26 protein-coding genes are annotated in these 26,514 nt (G+C 66.9%); 7 read left to right on the forward strand and 19 right to left on the reverse strand.

The genetic code is table 11. The features are described 5' to 3' along the window. Nucleotides 1-31: 31 nt before the first annotated feature. Genes ACQY4K_RS06720 through ACQY4K_RS06740 form a run of 5 tightly spaced genes read left to right on the forward strand, consistent with a single transcriptional unit; the run spans nucleotide 32 to nucleotide 6,037 of the window. On the forward strand, nucleotides 32-1,165 hold the full coding sequence (locus ACQY4K_RS06720; RefSeq protein WP_428394546.1) for a thiolase family protein: 1,134 nt from the start codon (nucleotides 32-34) through the stop codon (nucleotides 1,163-1,165). After that, on the forward strand, nucleotides 1,165-3,483 hold the full coding sequence (locus ACQY4K_RS06725; protein WP_428394548.1) for a 3-hydroxyacyl-CoA dehydrogenase NAD-binding domain-containing protein: 2,319 nt from the start codon (nucleotides 1,165-1,167) through the stop codon (nucleotides 3,481-3,483). Before ACQY4K_RS06720 ends, ACQY4K_RS06725 begins: the two co-directional genes overlap by 1 nt. Before the next feature lie 4 nt (nucleotides 3,484-3,487). After that, nucleotides 3,488-5,266 carry an acyl-CoA dehydrogenase C-terminal domain-containing protein gene (locus ACQY4K_RS06730; RefSeq protein ID WP_428394549.1) on the forward strand — a complete coding sequence of 593 codons (1,779 nt, stop codon included), beginning with the start codon at nucleotides 3,488-3,490 and terminating at the stop codon, nucleotides 5,264-5,266. Between the two features lie 13 nt (nucleotides 5,267-5,279). Continuing rightward, the gene (locus ACQY4K_RS06735; RefSeq protein ID WP_428394551.1) at nucleotides 5,280-5,567 is read left to right on the forward strand and encodes an SCP2 sterol-binding domain-containing protein; all 288 of its coding nucleotides are present in this window, start codon (nucleotides 5,280-5,282) and stop codon (nucleotides 5,565-5,567) included. 23 nt (nucleotides 5,568-5,590) lie between these two features. Beyond that, nucleotides 5,591-6,037: a PaaI family thioesterase gene (locus ACQY4K_RS06740; protein ID WP_428394553.1), complete on the forward strand. Its 447-nt coding sequence runs from the start codon at nucleotides 5,591-5,593 to the stop codon at nucleotides 6,035-6,037. A gap of 19 nt (nucleotides 6,038-6,056) precedes the next feature. Here ACQY4K_RS06740 and ACQY4K_RS06745 read toward each other — a convergent pair whose 3' ends face one another. From ACQY4K_RS06745 to ACQY4K_RS06830, 18 genes are all read right to left on the reverse strand, one after another. Continuing rightward, nucleotides 6,057-6,260, reverse strand: a complete 204-nt coding sequence (locus ACQY4K_RS06745) for a hypothetical protein (protein ID WP_428394555.1) — start codon at nucleotides 6,258-6,260, stop codon at nucleotides 6,057-6,059. A gap of 61 nt (nucleotides 6,261-6,321) precedes the next feature. After that, nucleotides 6,322-7,284, reverse strand: a complete 963-nt coding sequence (locus ACQY4K_RS06750; RefSeq protein ID WP_428394557.1) for an aldo/keto reductase family protein — start codon at nucleotides 7,282-7,284, stop codon at nucleotides 6,322-6,324. Between the two features lie 12 nt (nucleotides 7,285-7,296). After that, the gene (gene rbfA, locus ACQY4K_RS06755) at nucleotides 7,297-7,740 is read right to left on the reverse strand and encodes a 30S ribosome-binding factor RbfA (RefSeq protein WP_428394559.1); all 444 of its coding nucleotides are present in this window, start codon (nucleotides 7,738-7,740) and stop codon (nucleotides 7,297-7,299) included. Further along, on the reverse strand, nucleotides 7,700-10,417 hold the full coding sequence (infB, locus tag ACQY4K_RS06760; protein ID WP_428394561.1) for a translation initiation factor IF-2: 2,718 nt from the start codon (nucleotides 10,415-10,417) through the stop codon (nucleotides 7,700-7,702). Before infB ends, rbfA begins: the two co-directional genes overlap by 41 nt. After that, nucleotides 10,414-11,031: an RNA-binding protein gene (locus tag ACQY4K_RS06765; protein ID WP_428394563.1), complete on the reverse strand. Its 618-nt coding sequence runs from the start codon at nucleotides 11,029-11,031 to the stop codon at nucleotides 10,414-10,416. The genes infB and ACQY4K_RS06765 overlap by 4 nt, the downstream gene beginning before the upstream one ends. A 13-nt stretch (nucleotides 11,032-11,044) precedes the next feature. After that, complete coding sequence (nusA, locus tag ACQY4K_RS06770) at nucleotides 11,045-12,601, reverse strand: transcription termination factor NusA (RefSeq protein WP_428394565.1); 1,557 nt, start codon at nucleotides 12,599-12,601, stop codon at nucleotides 11,045-11,047. A 15-nt stretch (nucleotides 12,602-12,616) separates the two neighbouring features. Beyond that, nucleotides 12,617-13,147, reverse strand: a complete 531-nt coding sequence (rimP, locus tag ACQY4K_RS06775; protein ID WP_428394567.1) for a ribosome maturation factor RimP — start codon at nucleotides 13,145-13,147, stop codon at nucleotides 12,617-12,619. 111 nt (nucleotides 13,148-13,258) lie between these two features. Further along, entirely contained in the window at nucleotides 13,259-14,719 is a 1,461-nt protein-coding gene (locus tag ACQY4K_RS06780) for an ABC transporter substrate-binding protein/permease (protein ID WP_428395999.1), read from the reverse strand. A gap of 29 nt (nucleotides 14,720-14,748) precedes the next feature. Beyond that, nucleotides 14,749-15,456, reverse strand: a complete 708-nt coding sequence (locus ACQY4K_RS06785) for an amino acid ABC transporter ATP-binding protein (RefSeq protein WP_428396001.1) — start codon at nucleotides 15,454-15,456, stop codon at nucleotides 14,749-14,751. A 49-nt stretch (nucleotides 15,457-15,505) separates the two neighbouring features. After that, entirely contained in the window at nucleotides 15,506-16,555 is a 1,050-nt protein-coding gene (locus ACQY4K_RS06790) for a class I SAM-dependent methyltransferase (protein ID WP_428394569.1), read from the reverse strand. A 44-nt stretch (nucleotides 16,556-16,599) separates the two neighbouring features. Further along, complete coding sequence (locus ACQY4K_RS06795) at nucleotides 16,600-17,061, reverse strand: RpiB/LacA/LacB family sugar-phosphate isomerase (RefSeq protein WP_428394571.1); 462 nt, start codon at nucleotides 17,059-17,061, stop codon at nucleotides 16,600-16,602. A 155-nt stretch (nucleotides 17,062-17,216) separates the two neighbouring features. Beyond that, nucleotides 17,217-18,182, reverse strand: coding sequence for a D-ribose ABC transporter substrate-binding protein (locus ACQY4K_RS06800; protein WP_428394573.1), 966 nt, complete (start codon nucleotides 18,180-18,182; stop codon nucleotides 17,217-17,219). Nucleotides 18,183-18,217: 35 nt separating this feature from the next. Next, nucleotides 18,218-19,321, reverse strand: coding sequence for an ABC transporter permease (locus ACQY4K_RS06805; protein WP_428394575.1), 1,104 nt, complete (start codon nucleotides 19,319-19,321; stop codon nucleotides 18,218-18,220). Between the two features lie 54 nt (nucleotides 19,322-19,375). Continuing rightward, a complete protein-coding gene (locus tag ACQY4K_RS06810; protein WP_428394576.1) occupies nucleotides 19,376-20,923 on the reverse strand; it encodes a sugar ABC transporter ATP-binding protein in 1,548 nt (515 codons plus the stop codon). Beyond that, nucleotides 20,920-21,555, reverse strand: coding sequence for a DUF2291 family protein (locus ACQY4K_RS06815; RefSeq protein ID WP_428394578.1), 636 nt, complete (start codon nucleotides 21,553-21,555; stop codon nucleotides 20,920-20,922). Before ACQY4K_RS06815 ends, ACQY4K_RS06810 begins: the two co-directional genes overlap by 4 nt. Continuing rightward, complete coding sequence (locus ACQY4K_RS06820) at nucleotides 21,555-22,673, reverse strand: alcohol dehydrogenase catalytic domain-containing protein (protein ID WP_428394580.1); 1,119 nt, start codon at nucleotides 22,671-22,673, stop codon at nucleotides 21,555-21,557. The genes ACQY4K_RS06815 and ACQY4K_RS06820 overlap by 1 nt, the downstream gene beginning before the upstream one ends. Nucleotides 22,674-22,694: 21 nt before the next feature. Then, nucleotides 22,695-23,345 (reverse strand): dihydroxyacetone kinase subunit DhaL, encoded by a 651-nt coding sequence (gene dhaL, locus ACQY4K_RS06825; protein WP_428394582.1) that lies wholly within the window; start codon nucleotides 23,343-23,345, stop codon nucleotides 22,695-22,697. After that, nucleotides 23,342-24,355 carry a dihydroxyacetone kinase subunit DhaK gene (locus tag ACQY4K_RS06830; RefSeq protein WP_428394584.1) on the reverse strand — a complete coding sequence of 338 codons (1,014 nt, stop codon included), beginning with the start codon at nucleotides 24,353-24,355 and terminating at the stop codon, nucleotides 23,342-23,344. The genes dhaL and ACQY4K_RS06830 overlap by 4 nt, the downstream gene beginning before the upstream one ends. Nucleotides 24,356-24,545: 190 nt before the next feature. On the opposite strand from ACQY4K_RS06830, the gene ACQY4K_RS06835 reads away from it, so the two are divergent. Beyond that, the gene (locus tag ACQY4K_RS06835) at nucleotides 24,546-25,577 is read left to right on the forward strand and encodes a sugar-binding transcriptional regulator (protein ID WP_428394587.1); all 1,032 of its coding nucleotides are present in this window, start codon (nucleotides 24,546-24,548) and stop codon (nucleotides 25,575-25,577) included. Here the strand turns inward: ACQY4K_RS06835 and ACQY4K_RS06840 are convergent. Then, nucleotides 25,565-26,005 (reverse strand): hypothetical protein, encoded by a 441-nt coding sequence (locus tag ACQY4K_RS06840; protein WP_428394589.1) that lies wholly within the window; start codon nucleotides 26,003-26,005, stop codon nucleotides 25,565-25,567. The genes ACQY4K_RS06835 and ACQY4K_RS06840 overlap by 13 nt on opposite strands. A 104-nt stretch (nucleotides 26,006-26,109) precedes the next feature. Here ACQY4K_RS06840 and ACQY4K_RS06845 point away from each other — a divergent pair, with 104 nt between their 5' ends. Next, nucleotides 26,110-26,511 carry a DUF2237 family protein gene (locus ACQY4K_RS06845; RefSeq protein ID WP_428394593.1) on the forward strand — a complete coding sequence of 134 codons (402 nt, stop codon included), beginning with the start codon at nucleotides 26,110-26,112 and terminating at the stop codon, nucleotides 26,509-26,511. Nucleotides 26,512-26,514: the final 3 nt, after the last annotated feature.

A 26,514-nucleotide genomic window follows, 5' to 3' on the forward strand; every position in this document is an offset into this window, starting at 1 on the left:
AATCAGTTACCATGGATCAGGAGAGCGGCCGATGCAGGACGTCGTGATCGCGGGCTATGCCCGCAGTCCGTTTCATTTCGCCACAAAGGGCGCCCTCGCCCGCGTCCGGCCGGACGATCTCGCAGCCGCCGTGGTGCGTGGCCTGGTCGAGCGCACCGGTGTCGATCCGGACACCATCGAGGACCTGATCGTCGGCTGCGCCTTTCCGGAAGGCGAGCAGGGATTGAACGTGGCCCGGATGATCGGGCTGCTCGCGGGCCTGCCGCAAACGACCGGCGGCGTCACCGTCAACCGCTTTTGCGGCTCCTCGATGCAGTCGGTGCACATGGCCGCCGGCGCGATCCGGATGAATGCCGGCGAGGCCTTCATCTGTGCCGGTGTCGAGAGCATGAGCCGTATTCCGATGTCGGGCTTCAATCCAATGCCCAACCCCGCACTCGCCGCCAGCAGTGCCGCCTATATCGGCATGGGCGAGACGGCGGAGAACGTCGCCCGCCGCTACGAGATCTCGCGCGCCGCCCAGGAGGCGTTCGCGGTGCGCAGCCAGGGCCGGGCCGCAAGCGCGCAACAGGCCGGCCGGCTTGCGGACGAGATCGTGCCGATATCCACCAAGGGGGGCGTGGTTGACCAGGATGGCTGCCTGCGCCCGTCGACGACCGCCGAGGCGCTGGCCGGGCTGAAGCCCGCCTTTGATGCGAACGGCACGGTGACCGCCGGCACTGCCTCGCCGCTCACCGACGGCGCCAGCGCCGTGCTGGTCTGCAGCGCCGAGTTCGCGCACGCCAACAAGCTGACCCCGCTCGCCCGTATCGCCTCCATTGCGATCTCCGGCTGCGCGCCCGAGGTGATGGGGCTGGGACCGATCGCCGCCTCGCGCAAGGCGATGGCGCGGGCCGGCGTCGCCATTGAGGATATCGGCGTGGTCGAGCTCAATGAGGCGTTCGCCAGCCAGTCGCTCGCCTGCGCCCGCGAACTCGGGGTGCGCGACGAGACGCTCAACATCGACGGCGGCGCGATCGCGCTCGGCCATCCGCTGGGGGCGACCGGTGCGCGCATCGTCGGCAAGGCGGCATCGCTGCTGGTGCGCGAGGGCGCGCGCTACGCCCTGGCGACGCAATGCATCGGCGGCGGCCAGGGCATCGCCACCCTGCTGGAGCGGGTGTGATGAGCGATATCCGCAAGGCCTGCGTCGTCGGCGCCGGCGTGATGGGGGTGGCGATCGCCGCCCAGATCGCCAATTCCGGCACGCCAGTGCTGCTGCTCGACATCCCGCCGAAGGATCCGGGAGCGCCACGCGACCAGGTGGCGCGCGACGCAGTCGCGCGCGCGCTCAAGACCGAGCCGGCGCCGTTCATGTCGCGCGACGCGGCGAAGCTGGTCACAACCGGCTGCATCGACGATGACCTGGCCCAGGTCGCCGCGTGCGACTGGATCATCGAGGCGATCATCGAACGGCTCGATCTCAAGCAGGCGCTCTATCGCAAGCTTGACGCGCATCGCCGCCCCGGCTGCGCGGTCAGCTCCAACACCTCGACGATCCCGCTGGCGCAACTCACCGCGGGGCTGCCCGAGCACTTCGCCACCGACTTCCTGATTACCCATTTCTTCAACCCGCCACGCTATATGCGCCTGCTCGAGATCGTGCCCGGCGCGCATACCGATCCCCGGCTGCTGGAGCGGATCAGTAATTTCTGTGACCGCCGGCTCGGCAAGAGCGTGGTGCGGGCGCACGACACGCCGGGCTTCATAGCCAACCGTATCGGCACCTTCTGGCTGCAACGCGGCCTGCTCGCGGCGATGGATGCGGGTCTGACCGTTGAGGAAGCAGACGCGGCGATGGGCCGCACCCTCGGTATCCCGAAAACCGGCATCTTCGGGCTGCTGGATCTGGTCGGGCTCGATCTGATGCCGCACATCAATGCCAGCATGCAGGCGTCGCTGCCGGAACGCGATCCGTTCCGCGCGGTGCTGCGCGAGGTGCCGCTGCTGAACCGGATGATCGAACAGGGACTGATCGGCCGCAAGGGGAAGGGCGGTTTCTACCGAGTCAACCGCACGGGCGGAAAGATCAAGGAGTCGATCGGTCTGGTGACCGGCGAGTACGAGCCGTCGCGTCGCGCCGAGCTGCCGGCAGCACTGGCCCGCGACCCCGCCGCCCTGCTCGCCTCCGACCACAAGCTCGGCCGCTATGCCTGGACGGTGATGGGAGCGACGCTCTCCTACGCGGCGAGCCTGGTGCCGGAGATCGCGGGCGACATCGCCTCCGTGGATGCCGCGATGCGGCTCGGTTTTAACTGGAAGTTCGGCCCATTCGAGCTGCTCGACCGGATCGGCCCGGCGGTCGTCGCCGAGCGCCTCGCGCGCGAGGGCGAGACGGTGCCAAAGCTGCTCACACAGGTCGGCGATGGCCGCTTCTATCGCACCGAAAACGGCGAGGTGAAGCAGTTCGGCGTCGATGGCGGGCTGCATACGGTGGCCCGCGCCGAGGGCGTGCTGCTGCTCGAGGATATCAAGTGCAACACCGCGCCGCTGCTGAAGAACGGCTCCGCCGCCGCGTGGGACATCGGCGACGGCGTGGTCTGCTTTGAGATCACCACCAAGATGAACAGCTTCGACGAGCAGGTGCTCACCCTGCTCGGCAAGACCATCGCGATGGTCAAGGAGCGATTCACCGCACTCGTGCTCTATACCGACGCGGAGAACTTCTCCGCCGGCGCCAATCTCGGGCTGGCCTTGTTCGCCGCCAACATCGCTGCCTGGGGCGAGATCGAGAAATCGATCAGCGCCGGGCAGCAGGCCTTCAAGGCGCTGAAATACGCGCCCTTCCCGGTGGTCGCGGCCCCGGCTGGCCTGGCGCTGGGCGGCGGCTGCGAGATCGCGCTGCATGCCGACGCGATCCAGGCGCATGCCGAGCTGTACATGGGCCTCGTCGAATGCGGTGTCGGCTTGGTGCCGGGCTGGGGCGGCAATGGCGAAATGCTGGCACGCTGGCAGACAGCACCGGGTCTGCCCAGGGGTCCGATGCCGGCGGCGAGCAAGCTGTTCGAGACCGTCAGCACCGCGACCGTGTCGAAATCCGCGGCGGAGGCGCGGGCCTTGCTTTTCCTGCGCGAGACCGACGGCATCACCATGAACCGCGACCGCCTGCTCGCCGACGCCAAGGCGCGGGCGCTGTCGATGGTGACGGACTACACAGCACCGGCGGTGCCGGAGCTTCGGCTATCCGGCGCCGGCGGCCGGGCGGCGATGCAGCTCGCGGTCGCCGCCCTCCATAAGCAAGGGATGGCCAAGGCGCATGACCTGGTCGTCGCCGACGGGCTGGCAGAGCTGCTCAGCGGCGGCGACACCGACCTGATCGACCCCGCCTCCGAAAAGTCGCTGCTCGACCTCGAACGGCGCATGTTCATGCGACTGATCCGTACTCCTGCCACCCTTGCCCGCATCGAGCACATGCTCGAGACCGGCAAGCCGCTGAGGAACTGAGCCGATGCAGACCTACACCGCGCCGCTCCGCGACATGCGCTTCGTGCTGCACGAGCTGCATGATTTTGAGGGCCTGTGCGCCCTGCCCGCGTTCCGCGACCTCGATGCCGCGACCGTCGACAGCGTACTGGAGGAGGCGGGCAAGCTCGCCACCGAGGTGCTGCTGCCGCTGAACGCGCCGGGTGACGCGGAGGGCTGCCGGCTGGAGAACGGCGTCGTGCGCACACCGGCCGGCTTCCCGGAGGCCTACAGGCAGTTTCGCGAGAACGGCTGGACCGCGCTCGCCGAGGACCCCGAGTATGGCGGCCAGGGCCTGCCGGAGAGTGTGAGCAAGCTGGTCGAGGAGATCATCTGTGCGGCAAACCTCTCGTTCAGCCTCTATCCCGGCCTGACACATGGTGCTGTGCAGGCGCTCGCTGATCACGGCACCGAGGCGCTCAAGGCGCAATATCTGCCGAAGATGATCTCCGGCGAGTGGTCGGGTGCTATGTGCCTGACCGAGGCGCATTGCGGCACCGACCTCGGCTTGCTGCGCACCCGCGCCACGCCGGCAGACGACGGCAGCTACCGGCTGGACGGGGCCAAGATCTTCATCTCCGCCGGCGACCACGACCTCACCGACAACGTGGTCCATCTGGTGCTGGCGCGCATGCCCGGCGCCCCCGCGGGGATCAAGGGTGTCAGCATGTTCCTGGTGCCGAAGTTCCTGCCCGAGGGCAACGCCAGGAACGGCGTGATCTGCACCGGTCTCGAGCACAAGATGGGCCTGAAGGCGTCGGCCACCTGCCAGATCAGCTTCGAGGACGCGCAGGGCTGGCTGGTCGGCGCGCCGAACAAGGGCATGCAGGCGATGTTCACGATGATGAACGCCGAGCGGCTCGGCGTCGGCATCCAGGGCAATGGCATCACCGAGGCCGCCTATCAGAGTTCCGTCGCCTATGCCCGCGACCGGCTGCAGGGTCGTTCGCTGAACGGCGCCGCCCGTCCCGATTTGCCCGCCGATCCGATCATCGTGCATCCCGATGTGCGCCGCATGCTGATGACGATGCGCGTCTCGTCGGAGGGCTGCCGCGCCGTCGGCGTCTGGGTGGCGCGCGCGATGGATATCGCAGCCCACGGCGAGGACGCGGACGAGCGCCAGGCGGCGGACGATTTCGTCGCCCTGATGACCCCGGTGGTCAAGGCGCTGTTCACCGACCTCGGCTTCGAGGCCGCCAGCCTCGGCGTGCAGGTCTATGGCGGCCACGGCTATATCCGCGAGCACGGTGTCGAGCAGTACGTCCGCGACGCGCGGATCGCCATGCTCTACGAGGGCACCAACGGCATCCAGGCGCTTGACCTGGTCGGCCGCAAGCTGCCCGCGCATATGGGCCGCTATATGCGCCGCTTCTTCCATCCGGTGGCCGAGATGATCGCGCAGGCCAAGCAGGACAGTCGCACCACCAGGCTGGCCGAGCCGCTGGAGCGCGCCTTCGGCGCCCTGCAACTGACCACCGCGCAGATCGCCACCACCGCGCTCAAGGACGCCGAGGAGGCGGGGGCAGCCGCGACCGACTATCTGCGCATGCTCGGTCTGGTTGCGATGGGGGCGATGTTCGTGCGCTCGGCCGGGATCGCCCATGCCAGGCTGGCCGAGAACACGCCCGACGCCCCCTTCTACCGGGCCAAGCTGGCCTCGGCGCAGTTCTTCGTCGACCGCATCCTTCCGCAAGCCACCGCCCTGTTCCTGGCGATCAAGGCCGGCAAGCACTCCACCATGGCACTCGAGGACGCCGCTTTCTGAAGGGAACATTCCTATGCCGACGTTGCAGGAGCTGACCGAGCGCGTCCGTCCGATGGCCGCCAACCTCGCGCGCCCGGTGATCATCGATCTGGGCGAGACCGGATTGATCCACATCACGGACGGCACGATCGACCATGACGACGGACCCGCCGACTGCCGGATCAAGCTCTCGGCGGAGAGTTTCGAGTCGCTGATCGACGGCAGCCTCGATCCGACGATGGCCTACATGACCGGCCAGCTCGCGGTCGACGGTGATATGGGTCTCGCCTTGCAGCTCTCGTCGGCGCTGCGCCGGACGTGAGCGAGAGGCCACCACCCGGATTCGTGCTCCTGCCACCGTTGGGCCAAGGGGGCTTCCAGGCGCAATGCGGCGCGTTCTGGATCAAGGCGGAAGACCGCAAGCTGGTCGCAGGCTTTCGGGTCGAGGCGATGCACTGCAACCCGGCCGGGGTCTGTCACGGCGGCATGATGGCGACCTTCTGCGACATGCACATGGCGCTGGCGGCGCATTTCGAGGGCCGCTTCGACACCATGCTCCTGCCGACCATCACGCTATCGATCGACTATCTGGCGCCGACCAGACTGGGCGCGTGGGTCGAGGCGCGCGCCGTGCTGCTCAAGACAACGCGACGCGCCGTGTTCAGCAGCGAGACTGTCCTGGCCGAAGGCGAACCCGTCGTACACGCCCGCGGGATCTACAATATTCCGAGTTCGACGGCGGCGGCGGAGCAAGACACCGGAACCATGCTGCGCGCCTATCTCGCACGATAGGCGCGCATCCCACACCTGGTTAGTGCCGACGGTGACAATCGTGACGCCTCTTGGCGCCATGTTGCCTGCCGCACGCCACCCCCGCGGGCTTGGCGTGGCGCTGCGGCGGCGGCGTGCTGAGCTGACGGCTGGCCTGCTGGCCGCTGCCGCTATCGAGTTGTGCCACTGCCGGGGGTGCCACGGCGACCATGGCGAACACTGCGAGGGCTGCGAGACGAATCATGACCTTGAACTCCGATTCGTGGCCCTGAACGCGGCAAAACGAAACGGGTTCGGATTGCCCGTCAGGTGCCCGCTTGTGCCAGGCCCGCTTGTGCCAGAATCTTTTCCGCCTCGCTGAACAGGGCCGCCGGCACCTCGCGACCGGAAGCGCCGACATTCTCGTCGATCTGTTCGGGACGGGACGCGCCGATGATCGCGGCTGCGACGTTGGGCTCGCGCAGCACCCAGGCCAAGGCGAACTGCGCCAGCGAGAGCCCAGCCTGCCTGGCGAGCGGCGTCAGCTTCTGTACTGCCTCAAGGACCTGCGGCTCCATCCACTGCTTGCGGAACGCCACGTTCATCGTGTCGCTGGCGGCGCGGCTGTCCGATGGCACGGCAGCCCCCGGCGCATACTTGCCGGTCAGCACGCCCTGACCCAGGGGCGACCAGACGATCTGCGAAATTCCCGACCGCGCGCAAAGCGGGATGACCGCCTGCTCGGGATCACGATGCAGCAATGAGTATTGCGGCTGGCTGGAGACGAACTTGGCGACACCGGTCATGGCGAGGGCGGCTTCGATCTTGTCCGCAGGCCATTCCGAGAAGCCGATGCAGCGCGCCTTGCCGGACCGCACCACCTCGGTCAGGGCCTGCATGGTCTCCTCCAGCGGGGTCGCCTCGTCGTAGCGGTGACACTGATAGAGATCGACATGGTCGACTTTAAGGCGTGCCAGCGAGGCATCGATCTGCTTGTGAATCTGCACGCGCGACAGGCCGCGATCAGTATCGCTCATCGGAAAGAACAGCTTGGTCGCCAGCACGTAGCTGTCGCGCGGTAAGCCGCCAAGCGCCTCGGCGAGCACCGTCTCGGCGACACCGCGGCCATAGACGTTGGCGGTGTCGATGAAGGTGATGCCGACGTCGAGTGCGCGATGCACGCAGGCGATGGCCTGGTCCTTCTGCACGCCGCCTGACGTCGTTAGCCACGAGCCAAACGCGATCTCGGACACCTCGATGCCGCTGTCGCCGAGTTTGCGGAACTTCATGGATCGTTTCCTTTATTGTCTGATGTCGCGTTTGACCGCCGGCGACCGCAGCAGCTGGTCGATCTCCATGGCGTAGTCGATTGCCGTGTCGGCCTGGAAATGCAGCTCCGGCGCGCTGCGCAGGCGCAGTGCATGCGCGGTCTGCGTGCGCAGGAAAGATGCCACCCGCTTCAATGCCGGCAACACGGCGTCGACGTCGGAACGCCCGAGCCGGGTGACGAAGGCGGTGGCGTGCCGCAGGTCCGGGCTGACCCGCACCTCGGTCACGGTGATCGCAACGCCCGCGAGCTCTGGGTCGCGGAACTCGGTGCGAGCGAACAGCCCGGCGAGGACATGGCGAATTTCCTCGCCGACACGAAGCTGGCGCTGGGTCGGGGCGCCCGACGGGTTGCCCTTACTCAAGCCGGGGCCTGACTCAAGCCGGAACCAGCTCCATCTCGTAGCACTCGACGACATCGCCTTCGCGCAGGTCGTTGAAGCCAGCAAACGAGAGGCCGCACTCGTAGCCGCGCGCCACCTCGCGCACATCATCCTTGAAGCGCTTGAGCTGGCTGAGGTCGCCCTGATGGATGACGACGTTCTCGCGCAGCAGCCGCACGCCGCAGCCGCGCTTGACGAGACCCTCGGTAATGTAGCAGCCCGCCACCTTGCCGGTCTTGGTGATGTCGAACACGCGCCGTATCTCGGCATAGCCGAGGAACTTCTCGCGATGCTTCGGCGCGATCTTGCCGCGCACAAGCTGCTCGATGTCGTCGGCGACCTGGTAGATGATCGAGTAGTAGCGGATGTCGACGCCGTCACGCGTGGCGAGCTCCCGCGCCTGGCTGGTGGCGCGGACGTTGAATGCGACGATGACCGCATCCGAGGCGCGGGCGAGCTGGATGTCGGTTTCGGTGATCTGACCGACGCCGGTGAGCAGCACCCGCACCTTGACCTCCTCGTGCTCCAGCTTGAGCACGGTGTTGGAGATCGCCTCGGCGGAGCCCTGCACGTCCGCCTTGATCAGGACGGCGACCTCTTTCTGAGCACCGGCCTGGATGCGCGCCAGCATCTGATCCAGCGTGCCGCGCGCCGCGACATGGCCCGCCGCCTGCCTGTCCTTGATCTTTCGCTGCCGGAATTCGCAGATCTCGCGCGCCCGCATCTCGTTCTCGACAACGACGAACGGCTCACCGGCGCCGGCGACGCCGGACAGGCCGAGCAACTCGACCGGAGTCGATGGGCCCGCTTCGCGCATCGGCCGGTTCTTGTCGTCAAGCATCGCCCGCACGCGTCCCCATTCGGCGCCGGCGACAACGATATCGCCCTGTTGCAGCATGCCTTTCTGCACCAGCACGGTGGCCACCGGACCACGGCCGCGATCCAGGCGGCTTTCGATGACGGTGCCCTCGGCGGCGCGATCCGGATTGGCGCGCAGGTCGAGGATTTCCGCCTGTAGCGCGATGGCCTCTTCGAGAGCCTCAAGGCCGGTTCGCTTGGTCGCCGAGACCTCGACATCCTGGGTCTCGCCGCCCATCGCCTCGACCACGATCTCGTGGCTGAGCAGCTCCTGTCGCACTCGGTCGGGGTTGGCGCCCGGCTTGTCCATCTTGTTGATGGCCACGATGATCGGCGCGTTCGCCGCCTTGGCGTGGCGGATCGCCTCGATGGTCTGCGGCATCACCCCGTCATCGGCGGCCACCACCAGCACCACGACATCGGTGACGGAGGCGCCACGCGCGCGCATTGAGGTGAACGCCTCGTGGCCCGGCGTGTCGATGAAGGTAATGTGGTTGCCGCTCGCGGTCTCGACCTGGTAGGCGCCGATATGCTGGGTGATGCCACCGGCCTCGCCGCCGGCCACGTCGGTTGCACGCAGCGCGTCGAGCAGCGACGTCTTGCCGTGATCGACATGGCCCATGATGGTGACCACCGGCGCACGCGGCGCCAGGTCGGTGTCCTCGTCGACCTCGCCCTCGATGCCGATTTCGACATCGCTCTCGGACACGCGACGCACCCGGTGGCCGAACTCCTCGACCACGAGCTGCGCGGTGTCGGCATCCAGCGACTGCGTGACGGTGGCCATCACGCCCATCTTCATCAACGACTTGATGATCTCGGCGGCGCGTGTCGCCATGCGGTTGGCGAGTTCCTGGACGCTAATCGTCTCTGGCAGCACCACGTCGCGCACCACGCGCACCTGGTCCGAACGCAGCCGCTCGAGCTCCGCCTGGCGGCGCTCGCGGTCACGCTGGCGACGCACGGAAGCGAGCGAACGGGTTTTTTCGTCCTCGCCCTCGATCGCAGCCTGCACGTCGACTCGGCCCGTGGCGCGGCGATCGCCGAGCTTTTTCGGCGCCGCGACCGGTGGCTTGCGTGCCGGCAACACCGCTCCCGGGCGGCGTGGCGCGCCGAAGCGGCGGCCGTCATCATCATCGGGGCGGGTCGTGCGAAGGCGCAACGTCTCGCCCGGGGCGGCCGCGGCGTCCGGCGTACGGACAGTGCCGGCCGGCACCGTGCCCATGGTGGCGCGATCGGCGAGCGGTCGCAGCGGCTCTGCCGGACCACGCGGCAGGACCTGCACGCGGCTCTGGCTTGCCGCGGCAGGACGCACCACCGGCTGCTCCGGACTTTCGGCCGCCTCACTTTTCTCAAGTGCCGCATGACGGGCGGCTTCGGCCGCCTCATCGCGCGCGTCGGCCTCGGCACGCGCCGCCTCGCGGCTGAGCTCCTCGGCGACGCGGCGGGCATCGTCGTCGCGACGACGCGCCTCTTCCGCGGCGGAGAGGATCGAAATCTTTTCCTGCTCGCGACGTTCTGCGTCCCGTTTGGCCGCGTCGCGTTTGGCGGCGTCTTTCTGCTGCTCCTCGAGAACACGCTGGCGGGTGGCCAGCTCCGAGGCGGTCAGCGCCCGACCGGCACCGGCCGGGCGTGTCGAGGCCGGACCACGGCCGCCGGGGGCCGGCGCGCCAGGCGCGGGTGCGGGCCCCGGGCCACGCTTCTTGCGCACCTCGACCTGCACCACCTTGGAGCGGCCATGGCTGAAGCTCTGCCTGACGGATCCGGCATCGACAGTGCGCCCAACCTCCAGACGGCCAGCCGGCCGCAATGAAAGGCGCCCCTTGCCCTGATCCTGATCGTTGCCTTCGCTCATATATCCGCCTGTTCCAACGGGACGGCCTCGGCCAGACCCGCATAACGTCCGTGTTCCGCGATGATCCGATCGGCCAGAGCCCCAGCCATCACCGCACCGTGCACCATATGGTCACGACCGAAGGCCGCACCCAGCTTCGTTCCGGTCAGACAGGACACGACCGGCAATGCGCGTGCGCCGGAGACCAGTCGCGACCGCTCCTCGCGGCTTCCGTCCGACGCCTGGACGACAAGGCCGGCCTTGCCCGACACGATCCACTCCCGCGCCTTGCCGTAACCGCCGACCGCCTGCCCGGCACGACGCGCCAGGCCGAGCAGATCGGCGATGCGGCGCAGCAGGCCATCCTGCAGAATTGCGCCGAGTTCGGCAGGAATGGTAACCGGGCCACGTGCGGAGCGCGCGAAGACACCCCGCAACGCCGCGGTGTCTAGCACATCCCGCCTGGCACTCAACCACATTCCCCGTCCTGGCAGACGCGCGGCCAGGTCAGGGGTCACGACCCGCTCGGGCGAGACCACGAAGCGGATCATCGCCGACGGTGCCGCATGCGTGCGGGTCACGATGCACCGACGCACAGGGCCGCGCTCGTCCGCCGCTTCTTCGTCGTGCGACACATCGCCGGCTGCTTCAGACGTCGGACTTCTCCTCGTCCGCCGGCGCACTCTCATTTGGCGCATGATCAGGGGCCGCCTCGAACCAGTGTGCGCGCGCGGCCATGATGATCTCGTTGGCAGCCTCCTCGTCGATCGAGTCCGCACCGAGGATTTCGACCAGCTCGTCGCCGGCGAGGTCGGCCAGGTCGTCGAGGGTCTTGATCCCCTTCTCGCCGAGCGTCACCAGGGCCTGGACCGAAAACCCGCCCATCTCGGCCATTTCGTCGGTCACGCCAAGCGCGATACGCTTTTCGTTGAGCGCCTCGTCGCGACGCACCAGGAAGCCCTCCGCACGACGGATCAGCTCTTCTGCCACGGTGTCGTCGAAGCCCTCGATCTCTGCGAGCTCCTCCGGCGGCACGAAGGCCAGCTCCTCGACCGAGTTGAAGCCTTCGGTGACCAGCAGGCCCGCGATCATCTCATCGACGTCGAGGGCTTCGACAAACTGCCCGGAGCGGCGGCGGAACTCCTCCTGGCGGCGGTCGCTCTCCTCTGCCTCGGTCAGGATGTCGATGTCCCAGCGGGTAAGTTGGCTGGCCAAACGAACGTTCTGCCCGCGGCGGCCGATGGCGAGACTCAATTGCTCGTCGGGAACCACCACCTCGACCCTGCCGGCATCCTCGTCCATCACCACCTTGGTGACCTCGGCCGGGGCCAGCGCGTTGACCACGAAGGTCGCCGCCTGCGGGCTCCAGGGAATGATGTCGATCTTCTCGCCCTGCAATTCGGCCACCACCGCCTGCACACGCGAGCCGCGCATGCCCACGCAAGCGCCGACCGGATCGATCGAGCTGTCGCGCGAGATCACCGCCATCTTGGCGCGCGAGCCGGGGTCGCGGGATACCGCCTTGATCTCGATGATGCCGTCATAGATCTCCGGCACTTCTTGCGCGAACAGCTTGGCCAGGAACGCCGGATGGGTGCGCGAGAGAAAGATTTGCGGCCCGCGCGGCTCGTCGCGCACGTCATAGATGTAGGCGCGCACCCGGTCGGAGTTGCGAAAGCTTTCGCGGGGGATCAGCTCGTCACGCCGCAGCAGCGCCTCCGCATGGCCGATTTCGACCATCAGATTGCCATACTCGGTGCGCTTGACGGTGCCGTTGACGATCTCGCCGACGCGATCCTTGAACTCATCATATTGGCGCTTGCGCTCGTACTCGCGCACCCGCTGGACGATCACCTGCTTGGCGGTCTGTGCGGCGATGCGTCCAAAATCGATCGGCGGCAGCGGGTCGACCAGGTGCTCGCCGATATTGATGTCGGGCTTGAACTTGCGCGCGATATTGACCGGGATCTGGGTCTCCTCGTTCTCAACCGTCTCGACCGCCTCGGTCCAGCGCGACAGCCTAACGTCGCCGGAACGGCGGTCGATGGTGGCACGGATGTCCTTCTCGTGGCCGTACTTGGCGCGTCCGGCCTTCTGGATCGCCTGCTCCATGGCTTCCAGGACTTCCTCGCGATCGATCGATTTCTCGCGGGCCACCGCATCGGCGACCAGCAGCAGTTCGGGACGGGAGACGGCAGTGTCCATGGTGATCCTCGACAGCTAGTGCGTCTTGTTCAGCTTCATCATCTGCGCCGAGGCCGCGATCAGCGCGTCGGTCAGCACCAGGCGCGCCCGCCGCAGATCGGCCATCGGCAGCGCCACCTCGGTGCCGTCCTCGAGACGCAGCCGTGCGGCGCCACCCTCAGCCCCGAGCACAATGCCGGCGAACCGCTTGCGCCCATCAATCGGCATATTCACCTCGGCCTTGACCTGGTGGCCGGAGAACCGGTTCCAGTCCTTCTCACGGGTCAGCGGCCGGTCGATCCCGGCGGAGCTGACCTCGAGCTCCCAGGGTCCGGGGATCGGATCGTCCACATCGAGCACCGCGCTGATCGCCCGGCTGATCGCCTCGCAATCCGCAACACCGATCAGCGTGCCATCGCTGCGATCGGCCATGATCTGCACCGTCGGCCGATCGCGGCCGAGCACCGCCACCCGCACCAACTCGTAGCCGAGTTCGGTAACAGCCGGCGCGATGGCGGCGGCAATGCGGGCCTCGAGCCCGATCAGATGTGGCAGATCATGGTCCAAAAGCAGAAAAGGCGGCCCGCGAAGGCCACCTCCCAAATCAGCGGAAGAGTTTATATGACGGCTATGTAGTCCGATCGCGGCAGTGAGGCAAGATGTCGCCTCTCGTGATCGTTAGATGCGGCGCGGACCTGCGGCAAGACGCCGTTCGGCCAGGCGCGCCAGATGCACGAAAGGCAGCCCGAGCAGCAGGTAGGCGGCACCGATCATCAGGCCGGTGCCGAAATAGTCGTAGTAGGTGGTCGACAGACGCACATAGGTCTGGCTCAGCTCCGACAGGGTAATCACGCTGACCAGCGAGGAATCCTTGAGTAGCGAGATGAAGTCGTTGGTCATCACCGGCACCACGAAGCGGAAGGCCTGTGGCACGACGACATGGCGCAGCGTTTGGGCCTGCGTCATGTTCAGTGCGACCGCCGCCTCGATCTGGCCGTGCGGCACCGATTGCAACCCGGCGCGATAGTTCTCGGCCTCGTAGGCGCCGTAATTCAGGCCGAGGGCAATCACGCCGGCCAGGAACGGATCGAGCCGGATACCCAAGGACGGCAGCCCGTAGAAGATGAACAGGATCTGGATCAGCAGCGGCGTGCCGCGCACGACCTCGACATAGAGCGTCGCCAGCAGCGCCAGCGGCCGCGGGCCGTAGCGGCGTGCAAGGGCGGCAATCAGCCCGGCGCCGACCGCGAGCACCATCGCGCAGGCGGAGACCGCAAGCGTCATTGCCGCCCCACGCGCGATCAGCGGCAGGAAGCCGGCGTAACGACGCAGCCGTGCGGCCCAGGTGGGCGTGCCCGCGGTCGCGTCGCGGAAGTGCCGCCAGGCGATCGGCGCCCCGCTTGGGGCGGGGCTCTCGCCGATCGCCGCGGCGTTGGTCGCGTCCCACAGCTTCCAGCGCGACAGGATGCGACGCATCGTGCCGTCCTGCTGCATCGCCGCGAGTGCCGCGTTGATCTTGCGGCGGAGGCCGTCGTTGTCCTTGCGCAGGGCAAGTCCGTAGGACAGCGACCCCACCGGCGCGCCGACCAGCGCCAGGCGCGCATTCGGGGCAGCGTAATAGAGCGCAATCGGCCAGTCCAGCAGCACCGCGTCGAGCCGGTGCAGGGCTAGGTCGGAATAGGCGTCGGTCTCCTCGTCGTAGCGGCGCACCGCAATGCCGGGCTCGGCTTGCAGCATGCGATCGGCGAGGCTTGCCTTCAGGGTGCCGACGACGTGGCCGCGCAGTGCTGCCAGCGTGTCAAGCCCCACGGTGCCGCGCCGGACCACGATCTGCTCGAAGGTGCGGTAGTACGGCCGCGAGAAATCGACGGCTGCGGCGTGCTCGGGGGTGATCTCCAGCCCGTCGATGACGACGTCATAGAGGCCGCGCTGGAGACCGGGGATCAGTCCGTCCCAATCGTTCTGCACGAACACCGGCGTCCGCCCAAGACGGGCGGCGACGGCCTCGATGATCTCGGTCTCGAAGCCGGTGATGCGCGCCTGGTCGGCCGGATCGTGGTACACGTAGGGCGCGCCCGACTGCGCATCGGCCCCCCAACGCAACGGCTCGGCGGCGCGCGCACCGGCGGCTGCGAGCATGATGAGCAGCGCCACCCAGCACAGCCGGATCACAACAGCCCGCGCAGGAAGTGCCGTGTGCGCTGATCGTTAGGGCAGGCGAACATGACGGCTGGATCGGCAATCTCTACGATGCGTCCGTCCTGCATGAACACCACCCGGTCCGACGCGGCGGCGGCGAAACGCATTTCGTGGGTCACCACGATCTGGGTCATGCCGTCGTGGTCCAGCTCGCGCATCACCGCCAGCACCTCGTCGGTCAGACCGGGATCGAGCGCTGAGGTCGGCTCGTCGTAGAGCATCACCCTGGGCTCCAGCGCCAAGGCGCGTGCGATCGCCGCGCGCTGCTGCTGACCGCCGGACAGAGTCGCGGGCAGGCGCGCGGCGACAGCGGCGAGGCCCACCTTGTCAAGCAAAGCGAGCGCCCGGGCCCGCGCCGCCTCCCTGGGCATGCGCTTGACCACGACCGGGCCGAGCATGACGTTGTCGAGAACAGTGCGGTGCGCGAACAGGTTGAAGCCTTGCGACACCAGACCGACATTCGCCCGCAAACGATGCGCCTGGCGCTCATGGGCGCGGCTCCAGGCCTGCCCCATCTCGCGCGATACCACGATGCCCGCGATCTCGACGCTACCGCGATCGGGGCGCTCCAGCAGGTTGAGGCAGCGCAGCAAGGTCGATTTGCCGCAACCGGATGGCCCGATCAATGAGACCAGCTCGCCTTCTGCGACGGCGAGCGAGAGGTCGGACAGCACCATCTCGCCGCCGAACTGCTTGGCAATCCCGCGCGTCCTGACGATCAACCGGTTAGCGCCGTCTGTCGCGCGTCAGGCGGACGCGATCGAGCACGGCTTTCGTCGCGCGCAGCGGCCGGGTTGCCTGCCACGAGGTCGAGGCGTGAGCGGCGTCGAGTTCGGCGCGGACGGCCACGAGTTCGCGCCGCAAAGCTGCCACCTGCTCGGCGTGCAGCGCGTCCCGGCCCGGCCGGCCACCCGCTTCAAGCACGTAGAGATGCGCGCGTCCGCAGTTCGGATACGGATGGAATGTCGCGGTCCAGCCGGTGACTTCGGCGATGCGCATGAAAAAAGGGTGGGTGAAGCCCAGCTCCATCCAGCCGAAGCGGCGCATGCAGAACACCGAGAGCGCGTCCAGACGGGGGCCCCAGGCATAGGGGATGCCCTCGCTCGGCGCCGGCACGACCGGCTCGCCGCACAGCACGAGCCGGCCGCCCGGGCGCAGCCGTGCGTGCAGCGCGAGCAGCAGCTCGTCGAAGTCGAACGCGTGATGAAAGGCCTCGTAGAACAGGATGCAGTCGAACCGCTCGCCCGCGAAGCCGGCGCCGAATTCGGCCTGCTCGGTCTTGACGGGCAGGCCGAGATGCGTTGCCTGGGCGGCGATACCCGCAAGTGCCGACGCATCAATATCGACACCGCAAGCGCGGTAACCCATGCGCGACAGCGTCAGCAGGAGCTGGCCGCTGCCGGGGCCGTATTCAAGCACCGAGCCGCCGGCCGGCACGTTGAGGTGGCTGAGGATGTGCCCCCAGGCGAACAGATGCTCGGCCGCCACCCTCGCATCTTGGAACGACCAAGGCACCAGGCCGGTCCACAGGCTGGCCGGCAGCTTGGTAGCCGGAGCCTCGTCACGGGCGGCGCGATACCCCTGCTCTGCGCGGCCGCGCAGAGAGAGGTACAGCGCCATTGCCGCCGCCTTGTAGTCGGGCAGGAACGGGTCCATTCGGCCCAGGGCGCGCGCCTCGGGAATATCGAGGATCAGGCTGGACATGCGCTGATACTGCGCGGCGTCCGGGACGCCGTCGCCAATCTGATCGAGCAGCGTCTCGAATTCAAATGACATGAGGGCGACGCTCTCAAGGGCTGCGCCCCCGGTCAAGCGTGCGCCTATTTCACGCGCGCGTATTTCTCGTCGAGGGCGTCGATCCCGCGCACGTTGGGAGCGGACCGGCCCTGCGGGTCGAACTGCTCGGCGAGCCAGGCATCGACGATCGACTTGGCGAGTTCAGGGCCGATCACCCTGGCCCCCATGGTGATGATCTGGGCATTGTTGCTCAGTGCGGCGCGCTGAGCGGAATAGGTGTCATGCGCCTGGGCGGCGCGGATGCCAGGGATCTTGTTGGCCGAGATCGCCACCCCGATGCCGGTGCCGCAGCACAGAATGCCGCGCTCGAACTCGCCCGCCAGAATGCGGTGGGCGACCCGCTCGGCAACATCAGCGTAGAGCTCCTCGCCGGCGTCCGCCGCCTGCGACAGGTCACTAACCTCGTGGCCGATGTGTTGGAGATGCTGGGCGATGACGACGATGAGCGGGGCGCCGGCACTGTCGCTGCCAAGTGCAATACGCATGGTATGTTTTTCCTGTACTGGCGATCGCGCCTTATTGTGGGCAGAGCGGTAATGGCCACTGCACTCAACTCTCCCTCGATCTGGCCTCCTGCTCGATATCGGTATGGCACGACGAACGGACAGGGCGGCCGGTTGGCCGGCCGCCCCGATCGGCTTCACTTCGAGAGGGTGAATGGGGCGATATAATCCGAGGTGTTGGCCTTCGTGATCAGGACGCAGTTGAACAGCTGCTTTTCGGTTGCGGCACCCGTCTTGCCGTTCTTGAGATAGGCGTTGGCTTCGTCGACGGCCTGCTTCGAGAACTTGGCCACCGGCTGCAGCACCGTGTATTGCAGCTCGCCCGCCTTGATCGCGGCGACGGCATCCGGAGAACCGTCGAAGCCGCCGACCTTGATGCTTGAGAGCTTGCCGGATTCCTTCAGCGCCGCGATCGCGCCAAGCGCCATCTCGTCATTGCCGCTGATCACACCGATAATGTCCGGATGCGCCTGCAGCAGGTTCTGCATCTTGTCGTGTCCCTGGGTGCGGTCCCAGTTGGCGACCTGGGCGCCGGCCTTGTGCAGGTTGGGGAACTGGCTCAGCACGCTCTCGTAGCCGTTGGAACGGGTCGCGGCGTTGTTGTCCGACGGCGCCCCGAGCAACTCGACGTAGTTGCCTTTCTGTCCGACATCCTTCACCCATTGTTGCGCGCCGAGGGCCGCACCTTGGGCATTGTTGGAGACGAGCTGCGCCTTGGCCAGGCCTTCCTGGTTGATCTCGGCGTTAACGAGGAAGACCGGGATGTGCGCGGCGACAGCCTTCTTGACGGCGCCGACGGAGCCGCTCGCATTCGCAGGATCAAGGATGATCGCCACCGAACGGTTGGTGATCGCCGTGTCGACCAGGTTGCTTTCGGTGTTGGTGTCGCCCTTGGAGGCGCCGACGCTGGTCTGGTAGCCGAGTTTCTTTGCCTCGGCCGCCGCGTCCTTGCCTTCGGTATACCAATAGGGGTTGGACGGGTCATTCACGATGATCGTCATCAGGCCCTTGCCCGCGGCGGCCGCCGGAGTCGGCGTTGCCGCAAATGCCGCGGCCCCCAGCGTCATCGCCGCCAACGTCAGGACTGTCTTGTGTGCAGGCATCTTCTTTCTTTCCCTTTATGGAACGTTTTTGTCGGTCAGCCGGACGACTGCGCACCCGACTGGGGCACAGATGTCGCCGCACTCGAAGCCTGACGCTTCGGCCTGCGGCGATATTGAATGGCGTTCAGCAACACGGCGAGCACGATGACGGCGCCGGTGAAGACCGTCTGCCAGTAGGAGGAGATACCGATTATGACCAGCCCGTCCGATAGGAAGCCGATGACGAAGGCGCCGAGCATGGTGCCGCGGATATTGCCGCGACCGCCGGTCAGCGCGGCGCCGCCGATGACCACCGCGGCGATCGCGGTCAGTTCGTACGACACCCCCGCGGTCGGCCCCGCGGAGGTCAGTTGCGAAGTCAGGATCAGTCCGGCGACCGACGCGCAGATGCCTGAGAGCACATAGACACTCACCTGCACCCGCTTGACGGGGACGCCGGAGAGTTCCGCCGCGCGCTCGTTGCCGCCCGAGGCATAGAGCCAGCGTCCGAATGCCGTGCGGGTCAGCACGACGCTGCCGATCAAAGCGGCGACCGCCAGAATGACCACGCCGATCGGCACACCGAACAGGCGGTTGAAGCCGAGCCAGTCGAAGCCGGTATTGCCGAGCGCCGTCTCGCCGCCGAGATTATTGTAGGTCAGGCCGTTGGTGATCAGCAGGGCCGCACCGCGCGCCACATACATCACGCCGAGGGTGGCCACGAACGCCGGAACCTTGAAGCGGGCGACGAGGACGCCGTTCACCAGGCCGACGAACGCACCCAGCATGCAGGCCAGCACTGCCACGACCCAGACCGGAGGATACAGCGTCACGCCAAACGCACTGAAGGTGACACCCTGCATCAGCAATCCGGCGATGACCCCGGACAACCCAAGCGTGGACCCGACCGAGAGGTCGATGCCGCCATTTAGGATGACGAGCAGCATGCCGACGGCGAGGATCCCGTAAATGGCGACGTGCGAGGCCATCGTCAGGAAATTACCGACGGAAAAATAATAGGGGGAGAGGAACGAGAACACCAAGATGATGACGATCAGGGCGAAGAACGCACGTCCTTCCAGCAGGAGTCTGGCAAAATCGAAATCGCCGCCGAAGCCGCCCATTGTTGTGCGTCGGCCGGATAGGCTGGTGTCTGTCATGGTTCCTGCTCTGAGCTCTATCTCTTTGTTTTCACGAGAACCAAAATGCTCTCTCTAGCTGACGACGGCTTCGCCGGAGGCTGCCATGATCTCCTCCTTCGACGCACCCGGTGCGAACTGCGCCGAAATCCGGCCTCTGCGCATGACGATGACGCGATGGGCGATGCTCAGGCACTCATGCACCTCGGAGGTCGAGAAGGCGACGGCAAGTCCGCGCGTCGCGCGTTCGCTGAGCAGCCGGAACACCTCGGCCTTGGCACCGATATCGATGCCCCGGCTGGGCTCGTCGAGCAGGATCACCCTGGGCTCGGTTGCCAGCATCTTGCCGATGACCACCTTTTGCTGGTTGCCGCCGGACAACGAGCCGATCGGCGCCGCCCCGCCGGCGGTCTTGACGCGCACGTCGCGGATCGACCTTTCGACCAAAGCGCGCTCGCCTGGCCTTGAGGTCAGCAATCGTTTCGTAAAAGCGCCGATACTCGACAGCGACAGGTTTTCACCGACCGACATGGTCTGCACCAGGCCGTCGCGCTGACGGTCCTCGGGCACCAGCACCAGACCCTTGGCAATACGGCCGGCAATGCTCAGACCCGCGATCGGCTCACCCTCGAGCAGGACCTCGCCACCGACCATCCGCACCCGTCCGGCGATCGATTCGAGGAACTCGGTGCGCCCGGCGCCCATCAGCCCGTAAATGCAGACCACCTCGCCGGCTTTCACATCGAGGGAAAAATGGTCGACGATCAGGTTGCCCGATCCGGAATTATCGGCGACGCAGATGTCGCGCGCGCTGAGCGCCACCTCGCCGAACTCATACCCGGTCGGCGGAGAGCCGAGATCGAAATTGTCGCCGACCATGTTGCGCACGATCCATTCGAGATCGATGTCGCGCGCCTCGGCATTCGCCGTCATCGCGCCGTCGCGCAGCACCACGGCATAATCGGTGATCTGCAGCGCCTCCTCGAGATGATGCGAGATATAGACGATCGAGACGCCGCGGCTGGTGAGATCACGGATCACCTTGAACAGCACCTCGACTTCGGTCGCACTCAATGCCGAGGTCGGCTCATCCATGATCAGGATACGCGCATCCACCGACAGCGCGCGGGCGATCTCGACGATCTGCTGCTGGCCCAGGCGCAGATCCTCGACCAGGGTCGCGGGGTCGATGTCCTCCTCGAGCTCGGTCATCAGCGCCCGCGCCTGACGCGCCTCCTCGGCGTAATCGACGGCACCGGTCCTGGCGTGGCGCAGTTCGCGTCCGAGAAAGATGTTGTCGCGCACGCTCAGATTGGGAGCGAGGCTCAGCTCCTGGTGGATGATCGAGATACCGCGGTCGCGGGCATCCACCGTCGAGGTGAAGCGGACCGGCTGGCCGTCGAGTTCGATGCTCCCTGAGGTGGGCGTCACGATGCCGGAGAGGATTTTCATCAGGGTGGATTTGCCGGCACCATTCTCGCCGAACAGCGTGGTGACCTTGCCACGATGAATGTCGAAATTCACACCGCGCAGCGCGTGCGTGTTGCCGTAGGATTTCGCGACGTTGCGCGCCGCGAGCACCACCTCGCCGGTGAAGGATTCCGCGGCGACGGCGAGGCTCATGGCGCGCTCAACTTCACCGGCGTCACCTGCCAGTTGGCCGGATCGGTGAGCTGAAAGACGCCGACGACGGAGATGGTCTTGCCGGTCAGCTTGCCCACGTCCAGCTTCGACAGAACCGACTGCTTCATCTGGGTGTTCAAGGCCGAACCGGCATTCTGGTAGACGATCTGGTTCTTGAACTGGCCGAACGTGATTTTGCCGGTGGCGTCGCGCAGGTCGGTGCCCATGATCGCGGGGCCTGTCTGCAGGGTGATGTGGACCGAAGCCGGAACACCGGGAACCGCCACGTCATAGACGCCGAAATCCTGCTTACCCGCCTTACCGGTGAACTTGACGGAGAACTCCGCCCCACCGATGGCCGGGGTTCCATATTGCTTTTCGGCCGCCCCCTGATCCTTGGCGATGGCAGCGGCCAGGGTCGCCGCACTCACCGCATGCGCTTCGACATCGGACTGCACCTTCGGGAACTCGGTCTTGCCGAAGTCCGCGGCGGAGAAGACGCCTGGCCGGCTGGCACCCGGCGCGCCGATCCTGACCACCTTGGTGTCCAGTGCCATGGCGATGAACAGCACCAGGACGGCACCCGAGATCACCAGCAGCGGTGTCGCGCGCCTGACGGGCAGCGTTGCCATTACGGAACCAGGATGATCTTGATGGAGCCTTCGCCCTTCTTCATCAGCTCAAAGCCGTGAGCGAAGTCGGCGAGCGGCAAGGTGTGGGTGACGACACCCTCGGTGGGCAGTCTGCCGTCGGCGATCGCGGCGATGGTCAGCGGATAGCAGTAGGGGCCGAGATGGGCGCCGTAGAGGTCGAGCTGCTTGCGGTCGCTGATGATCGACCAGTCGGCGGTGACCTCGTGGCCGAACACCGAGAACTCGACGAAGCGGCCGAGCTTGCGGATCATGTTCAGGCCTTGGGTGACGCTCGCCTCGTGGCCGGTCGCCTCGATATAGACGTCGCAGCCATAGCCGTCGGTGAGATCCTTGACGGCGCGGACGACGTCTTCCTTGAACGGGTTCATGACGATGTCGGCGCCGAACTTGCGCGCCAAGTCGAGCCGGTCCTGCTTGCCATCGAGGACGATCAGCTTGGACGGATTCTTAAGGCGCGCCGCTCCCACCATGCCGAGACCGAGCGGCCCGGCGCCGGACAGCACCACCACGTCGTCGAGCTGGATCAGGCCGCGATTGACCGCGTGCACCGAACACGCATAGGGCTCGACCAGCACCGCCTTATGCAGCGGCACGTCGCTCGGCACCTTGTAGGTGCGGCTCTCCTTGGGAAAGCGCATGTATTTCGCCATGGCGCCGTTGACGTTGTTCTGAAAGCCGTAGACGTCGTGGCGTTCGCACATCCAGTATTCGCCGCGCGTGCAATAGCGGCAGGTCTCGCACGGCACGATCTGCTCGGAGATCAGCCGGTCGCCGATTTTGAACTTGCCGGCGCGGGCGACATTCTCGCCGATCTCGACGGCGTGGCCGAGGAACTCGTGGCCGGGGATCATCGGCGGTTTGACGTAGCGCGCCTGGCCGCGGTCGTCGCCCCAGAAGGACGGGGCGCCGCCGAAGGTCTTGATGTCGCTGGCGCAGATGCCGCAGGCCTCGACCTCGATGATGATGTCGTCAGGCCCGGCGCGCGGCACGTCGACCTCCTCGAGCCGGTAGTCGCCGGGCGCATAGGCGACGACGGCGGTCATGCGCGCCGGCAGCTCGGCTTTGGCTGTCGCGCGTTCGGTGGAGAATGTGTCCATGATTGGGTCTCCCGTATCGGATCAAGCGGTGAGCCGGGCGATCAGGCCGCCGGCCAAAGCCTGGATGATCAGGTTGCACGAGCAGGCGCCGGCATCGAGCGAGCCGCGCGAGCGCTCGCCCAGGCGGGCGGCGCGGCCGAGCCTGGCCACCATGTCGCGCGTCGCTTCCAGGCCGACGGCCGCGGCCTGCTTTGCCGCCGTGAGGCACGCGACGAAATCGCCGCCCGAAGCGGCGGTCTCGTCATAGGCGACCCGCGCCGGCGTGAGCACGTCGATCAGCGTTTTGTCGCCCGGCTTGGCCTCGCCGAGATCGCGGATCGCGTCCTCGCCGGCCGCCAGCATCGCCGCCATGTGGGCGCTGTCGAGCGTGTCGGTGTCGGCGAGCTTGTCCGCCATTTCGGTAAAGAACGAGCCGTAGAGCGGCCCCATCGAGCCGCCGATATCGCCCAGCAGGGTGTCGCCGATTTCCGCCAAGCCGGCGCGCAGGTCGAACGAGCGCGCGTTCAGCCGATCACGCGCCAGGCGGAAACCCTTGGCCATGTTGATGCCGTGGTCGCCGTCCCCGGTGGCGCCGTCGATTTCTGACAGCAGCGCCTGATTGTCGATGATCGCGCTTGCGATCTCCAGCACCACCGGCGCGGCGGCCGCGAGCGTGATGCACTCCGCACTCATGGCTGGCTGCCTTGTCCGCCGACGGTCAAGCCGATCGAGCGGCACGGTGCGCGCAGCAACCGGTCGAGGTCCGCATCGAGACGGGTGACAGTGAGCGAGACGCCGGACATGTCCAGCGAGGTGAAGTAGTTGCCGACAAACCGCTGCGTGGGGGTGACGCCGCGGGCGCGCAGCATGGCGTCGACATGGCCGTAGAGCACATACAGCTCCATCAGCGGGGTGGCGCCAAGCCCCGAGACCAGGACTGCGACGTTCTCGCCCTCGTAGGGGAGGTCGGCGAGGATCCGCTCCAGCATCATCGAGGCCATTTCGCGGGCCGGCGCCGTCGGCAGCACGGCGATGCCATGCTCGCCGTGATGGCCGATGCCGACTTCCATGCTGCCGGGCTCGATCGTGAAGTTCGGCTTGCCGGCGGCGGGGATCGTGCAGGCGGACAGGCCGATGCCGATCGAGCGGGTGTTGTCGATGGTCTTTTGCGCGACCGCGATGACGGCATCGAGATCGGCCCCCTCGGCAGCCAAGGCGCCGGCCGTCTTCCACATCAGGATCTCGCCGGCGACGCCGCGTCGCTTGTCGGCCTCCTCGGGGGGTGCGGAGGCCACGTCGTCGCGGGCGACCACGGTGCGGACGGTGAGCCCGTCCTTGGCGGCGAGCTTGACCGCCATTTTCACGTTCATGTTGTCGCCGGCATAATTGCCATACAGGCAGGCGACGCCGCGGCCGCCATCGGCCTCGCTGAACGTCGCATGAAAGCTCTTGGCGGTCGGGGAGGCGAACACCTCGCCGATTGCGACCGCGTCGAGCAGACCAGGCCCGACATACCCGAGGAAGGCTGGTTCATGGCCGGAGCCGCCGCCGGTGACGATACCGACGCGCGCCCTGGGCGCCCCTGCCGCATGGCGGAGTACGCGCGGATGGTCGGTCGCGGCGAACAGATCGGGGTGTGCTGCGAGCACGCCGCGGATGCTGTCCTCGGTAATCTGGTCGGGATCGTCGAACACGCGGTTCATGCCGCTTCTTCCTCCCTGGTCTTGCGAGGACCATGGTATCCCAAACGAGCGGATGTCAACCCCGCGAACAGTTGCGCAAACCGAAATCGTGCCACGCGTGGCATTTTTGGAAGAAAGCCCCTGGTTTTGCCTTAAACATTCGATCATATCGTATTATGGTTGTGAGCAAATGAGCAGAGATATAGATTTTGTGCAGCGCAAAACCGCGGATATGGCGCCGAGTGCTGCTGCCCGTGCGCCCGAACGTGGCGAGATCCGCATCGAGACGGTCATTGAGATCGCCACGCTGTATTATTACGATGACGTCACCCAGGAGGCGCTGTCGCAGCGGTTCGCCTTGTCACGCGCCAAGATCGGGCGGCTGCTCAAGCGGGCTCGCGCCGATGGCCTGGTGGAGATACGGGTGCACCAGCCCGCCTCCGTCGGCGCCGAGCTCGAACGCGAGTTTGGACGTCGCTTCAAGATCGGACGGCTGCTGGTCTCGATCGACCATCGCGATCCCGACGCCCAGCGCAGCGCCGTGGCAGCCATGGTCGCCGCACACCTGGAGCGCACGATCAAGGATGGCGCCATCGTCGCCGTCGGCATGGGCCGCAACGTGGCGGCGGTGGCGGATTCGATGATTTCGCGGGCGCGCTCCGGTGTCACCTTCGTCTGTGCAATCGGCGGCTCGCTGCGCGCCGGCGAATACATGAACCCCGACCATATCTGCCGCAGGCTCGCCGCGCGCTTCGGCGGCGAGAGCGAGACGCTTTATGCCCCCGCACTGGTCACCAACGCCGAGCTACGCGCCGAGCTCTACCGCAACGACACCGTCAAACTGACACTCGACCGCGCGCGACGCGCCGACATCGCCCTGATCGGGGTCGGCGACCTGTCCGAGGACAGCAACATGGTCAGGATGGGCTGGTTCACGCCCAAGGAGATCGCCGAGGCGCGTCTCGCCGGCACCATCGGCGACACCATGGGCTACGACTTCATCGACATCCATGGCCGCCCCGCTGATACCGGCATGCAGGGACGAGTCATCGGGCTGTCGCGCAGTGATCTGGAGCGCATCCCCGATGTCGTTGCCATCGCCAGCGAGAACACCAAGGCCGCCGCCATCCTTGGCGCGCTACGCACCGGCGCCATCAACACGCTGGCGACCTCGTTCACCAACGCTCACACCATCCTGCGGCTGGACGACGCGACCGCGGCGACCCGCCCCTACCAGCCGTAACCCGTTCCGAAGCCGAACCCATAGGACGGACCCCAGGGTCCCCACGCCCCCCAGTTCCAGGCCGGATCGGAGAAGGTCTGCGCCGTCATCTCCTGCTGGTCGGCAAGACGCTGCTGCTGCACGTGCAACTGGAACCGCCCGTAAGCCTGCTGCGAGCCGACATAGAGGCAGTCGCAGACCAGCGGATCGGCATAGACATAATCCACGTCGTCGCCATGCACGCGGCGCACGAACTGGTGCGGCGGCAGCTTGCCCAGCATCGCCTGGCGCTCGGGCGTATTGGCGGGCCGCACGACGAAGCCAGCCGCGGCCAGGCTGTCCTCCTTGGAAGACACGATCTCCTGCGGCGTGGCGCAGCCGGCGAGACCGAGTGTGGCGAGCAGGATGACGGCCGGCGCGCGGCGGCGGCAGCAAAAGGATCGGCGCATCGGCAAACTCCGGTGATCGAGCAGGGTTTTTGATGAACGGCTTGCATGGGCGCGCGGATTTGCGCCGGCGATCACGATTTCGATCCACAGCAGGAGGGTTTCACATGCCTTTGGACAGCACCGCGGGCGGCGGCCGACGCCGCGCAATCAACGTTCTCGGCGGCGTCCTGGAGCCCTGCTCGATGGCGCCGCTGACCGGCTTCTATCGGAATGGCTGCTGCATGACCGGACCCGAGGATGCCGGCAGCCACACCGTCTGCGCGGTCATGACCGCCGAATTCCTCTTCTTCAGCCGGGCGCGCGGCAACGATCTCAGCACGCCGATGCCAGCCCATGGCTTTGCCGGCCTGTCACCTGGCGATCGCTGGTGCCTCTGCGCGCCACGCTGGCAGGAGGCGTTCAAGGCGGGTTACGCGCCTGGTGTCATGCTGCGCGCCACCGAGGCCAGCGCCCTCACCTCCTGCGCGATCGAGCACCTCAAGCGGCACGCGCTGGATCTGGAGTGACGC

Origin of the sequence: Lichenicoccus sp., from assembly GCF_965276875.1 — a bacterium.
In the GTDB taxonomy this organism is placed as follows: domain Bacteria; phylum Pseudomonadota; class Alphaproteobacteria; order Acetobacterales; family Acetobacteraceae; genus Lichenicoccus.

What these genes read in the sequence shown, in the direction of transcription:
- ACQY4K_RS06840 (WP_428394589.1), bottom strand. Translation starts at nt 26,005, where the DNA reads ATGCGCCGATCCTTTTGCTGCCGCCGCCGCGCGCCGGCCGTCATCCTG.
- ACQY4K_RS06750 (WP_428394557.1), bottom strand. Translation starts at nt 7,284, where the DNA reads ATGAAGTTCCGCAAACTCGGCGACAGCGGCATCGAGGTGTCCGAGATC.
- ACQY4K_RS06780 (WP_428395999.1), bottom strand. Translation starts at nt 14,719, where the DNA reads ATGCTCGCAGCCGCCGGTGCGCGCGCCGCCGAGCCGTTGCGTTGGGGG.
- ACQY4K_RS06720 (WP_428394546.1), top strand. Translation starts at nt 32, where the DNA reads ATGCAGGACGTCGTGATCGCGGGCTATGCCCGCAGTCCGTTTCATTTC.
- ACQY4K_RS06815 (WP_428394578.1), bottom strand. Translation starts at nt 21,555, where the DNA reads ATGGCAACGCTGCCCGTCAGGCGCGCGACACCGCTGCTGGTGATCTCG.
- ACQY4K_RS06725 (WP_428394548.1), top strand. Translation starts at nt 1,165, where the DNA reads ATGAGCGATATCCGCAAGGCCTGCGTCGTCGGCGCCGGCGTGATGGGG.
- ACQY4K_RS06790 (WP_428394569.1), bottom strand. Translation starts at nt 16,555, where the DNA reads ATGTCATTTGAATTCGAGACGCTGCTCGATCAGATTGGCGACGGCGTC.
- ACQY4K_RS06805 (WP_428394575.1), bottom strand. Translation starts at nt 19,321, where the DNA reads ATGACAGACACCAGCCTATCCGGCCGACGCACAACAATGGGCGGCTTC.
- ACQY4K_RS06830 (WP_428394584.1), bottom strand. Translation starts at nt 24,355, where the DNA reads ATGAACCGCGTGTTCGACGATCCCGACCAGATTACCGAGGACAGCATC.
- ACQY4K_RS06785 (WP_428396001.1), bottom strand. Translation starts at nt 15,456, where the DNA reads ATGGTGCTGTCCGACCTCTCGCTCGCCGTCGCAGAAGGCGAGCTGGTC.
- nusA (WP_428394565.1), bottom strand. Translation starts at nt 12,601, where the DNA reads ATGGACACTGCCGTCTCCCGTCCCGAACTGCTGCTGGTCGCCGATGCG.
- dhaL (WP_428394582.1), bottom strand. Translation starts at nt 23,345, where the DNA reads ATGAGTGCGGAGTGCATCACGCTCGCGGCCGCCGCGCCGGTGGTGCTG.
- ACQY4K_RS06795 (WP_428394571.1), bottom strand. Translation starts at nt 17,061, where the DNA reads ATGCGTATTGCACTTGGCAGCGACAGTGCCGGCGCCCCGCTCATCGTC.
- ACQY4K_RS06730 (WP_428394549.1), top strand. Translation starts at nt 3,488, where the DNA reads ATGCAGACCTACACCGCGCCGCTCCGCGACATGCGCTTCGTGCTGCAC.
- infB (WP_428394561.1), bottom strand. Translation starts at nt 10,417, where the DNA reads ATGAGCGAAGGCAACGATCAGGATCAGGGCAAGGGGCGCCTTTCATTG.
- ACQY4K_RS06820 (WP_428394580.1), bottom strand. Translation starts at nt 22,673, where the DNA reads ATGGACACATTCTCCACCGAACGCGCGACAGCCAAAGCCGAGCTGCCG.
- ACQY4K_RS06800 (WP_428394573.1), bottom strand. Translation starts at nt 18,182, where the DNA reads ATGCCTGCACACAAGACAGTCCTGACGTTGGCGGCGATGACGCTGGGG.
- ACQY4K_RS06810 (WP_428394576.1), bottom strand. Translation starts at nt 20,923, where the DNA reads ATGAGCCTCGCCGTCGCCGCGGAATCCTTCACCGGCGAGGTGGTGCTC.
- ACQY4K_RS06845 (WP_428394593.1), top strand. Translation starts at nt 26,110, where the DNA reads ATGCCTTTGGACAGCACCGCGGGCGGCGGCCGACGCCGCGCAATCAAC.
- rbfA (WP_428394559.1), bottom strand. Translation starts at nt 7,740, where the DNA reads ATGTCGTCGAGTGCTACGAGATGGAGCTGGTTCCGGCTTGAGTCAGGC.
- ACQY4K_RS06735 (WP_428394551.1), top strand. Translation starts at nt 5,280, where the DNA reads ATGCCGACGTTGCAGGAGCTGACCGAGCGCGTCCGTCCGATGGCCGCC.
- ACQY4K_RS06745 (WP_428394555.1), bottom strand. Translation starts at nt 6,260, where the DNA reads ATGATTCGTCTCGCAGCCCTCGCAGTGTTCGCCATGGTCGCCGTGGCA.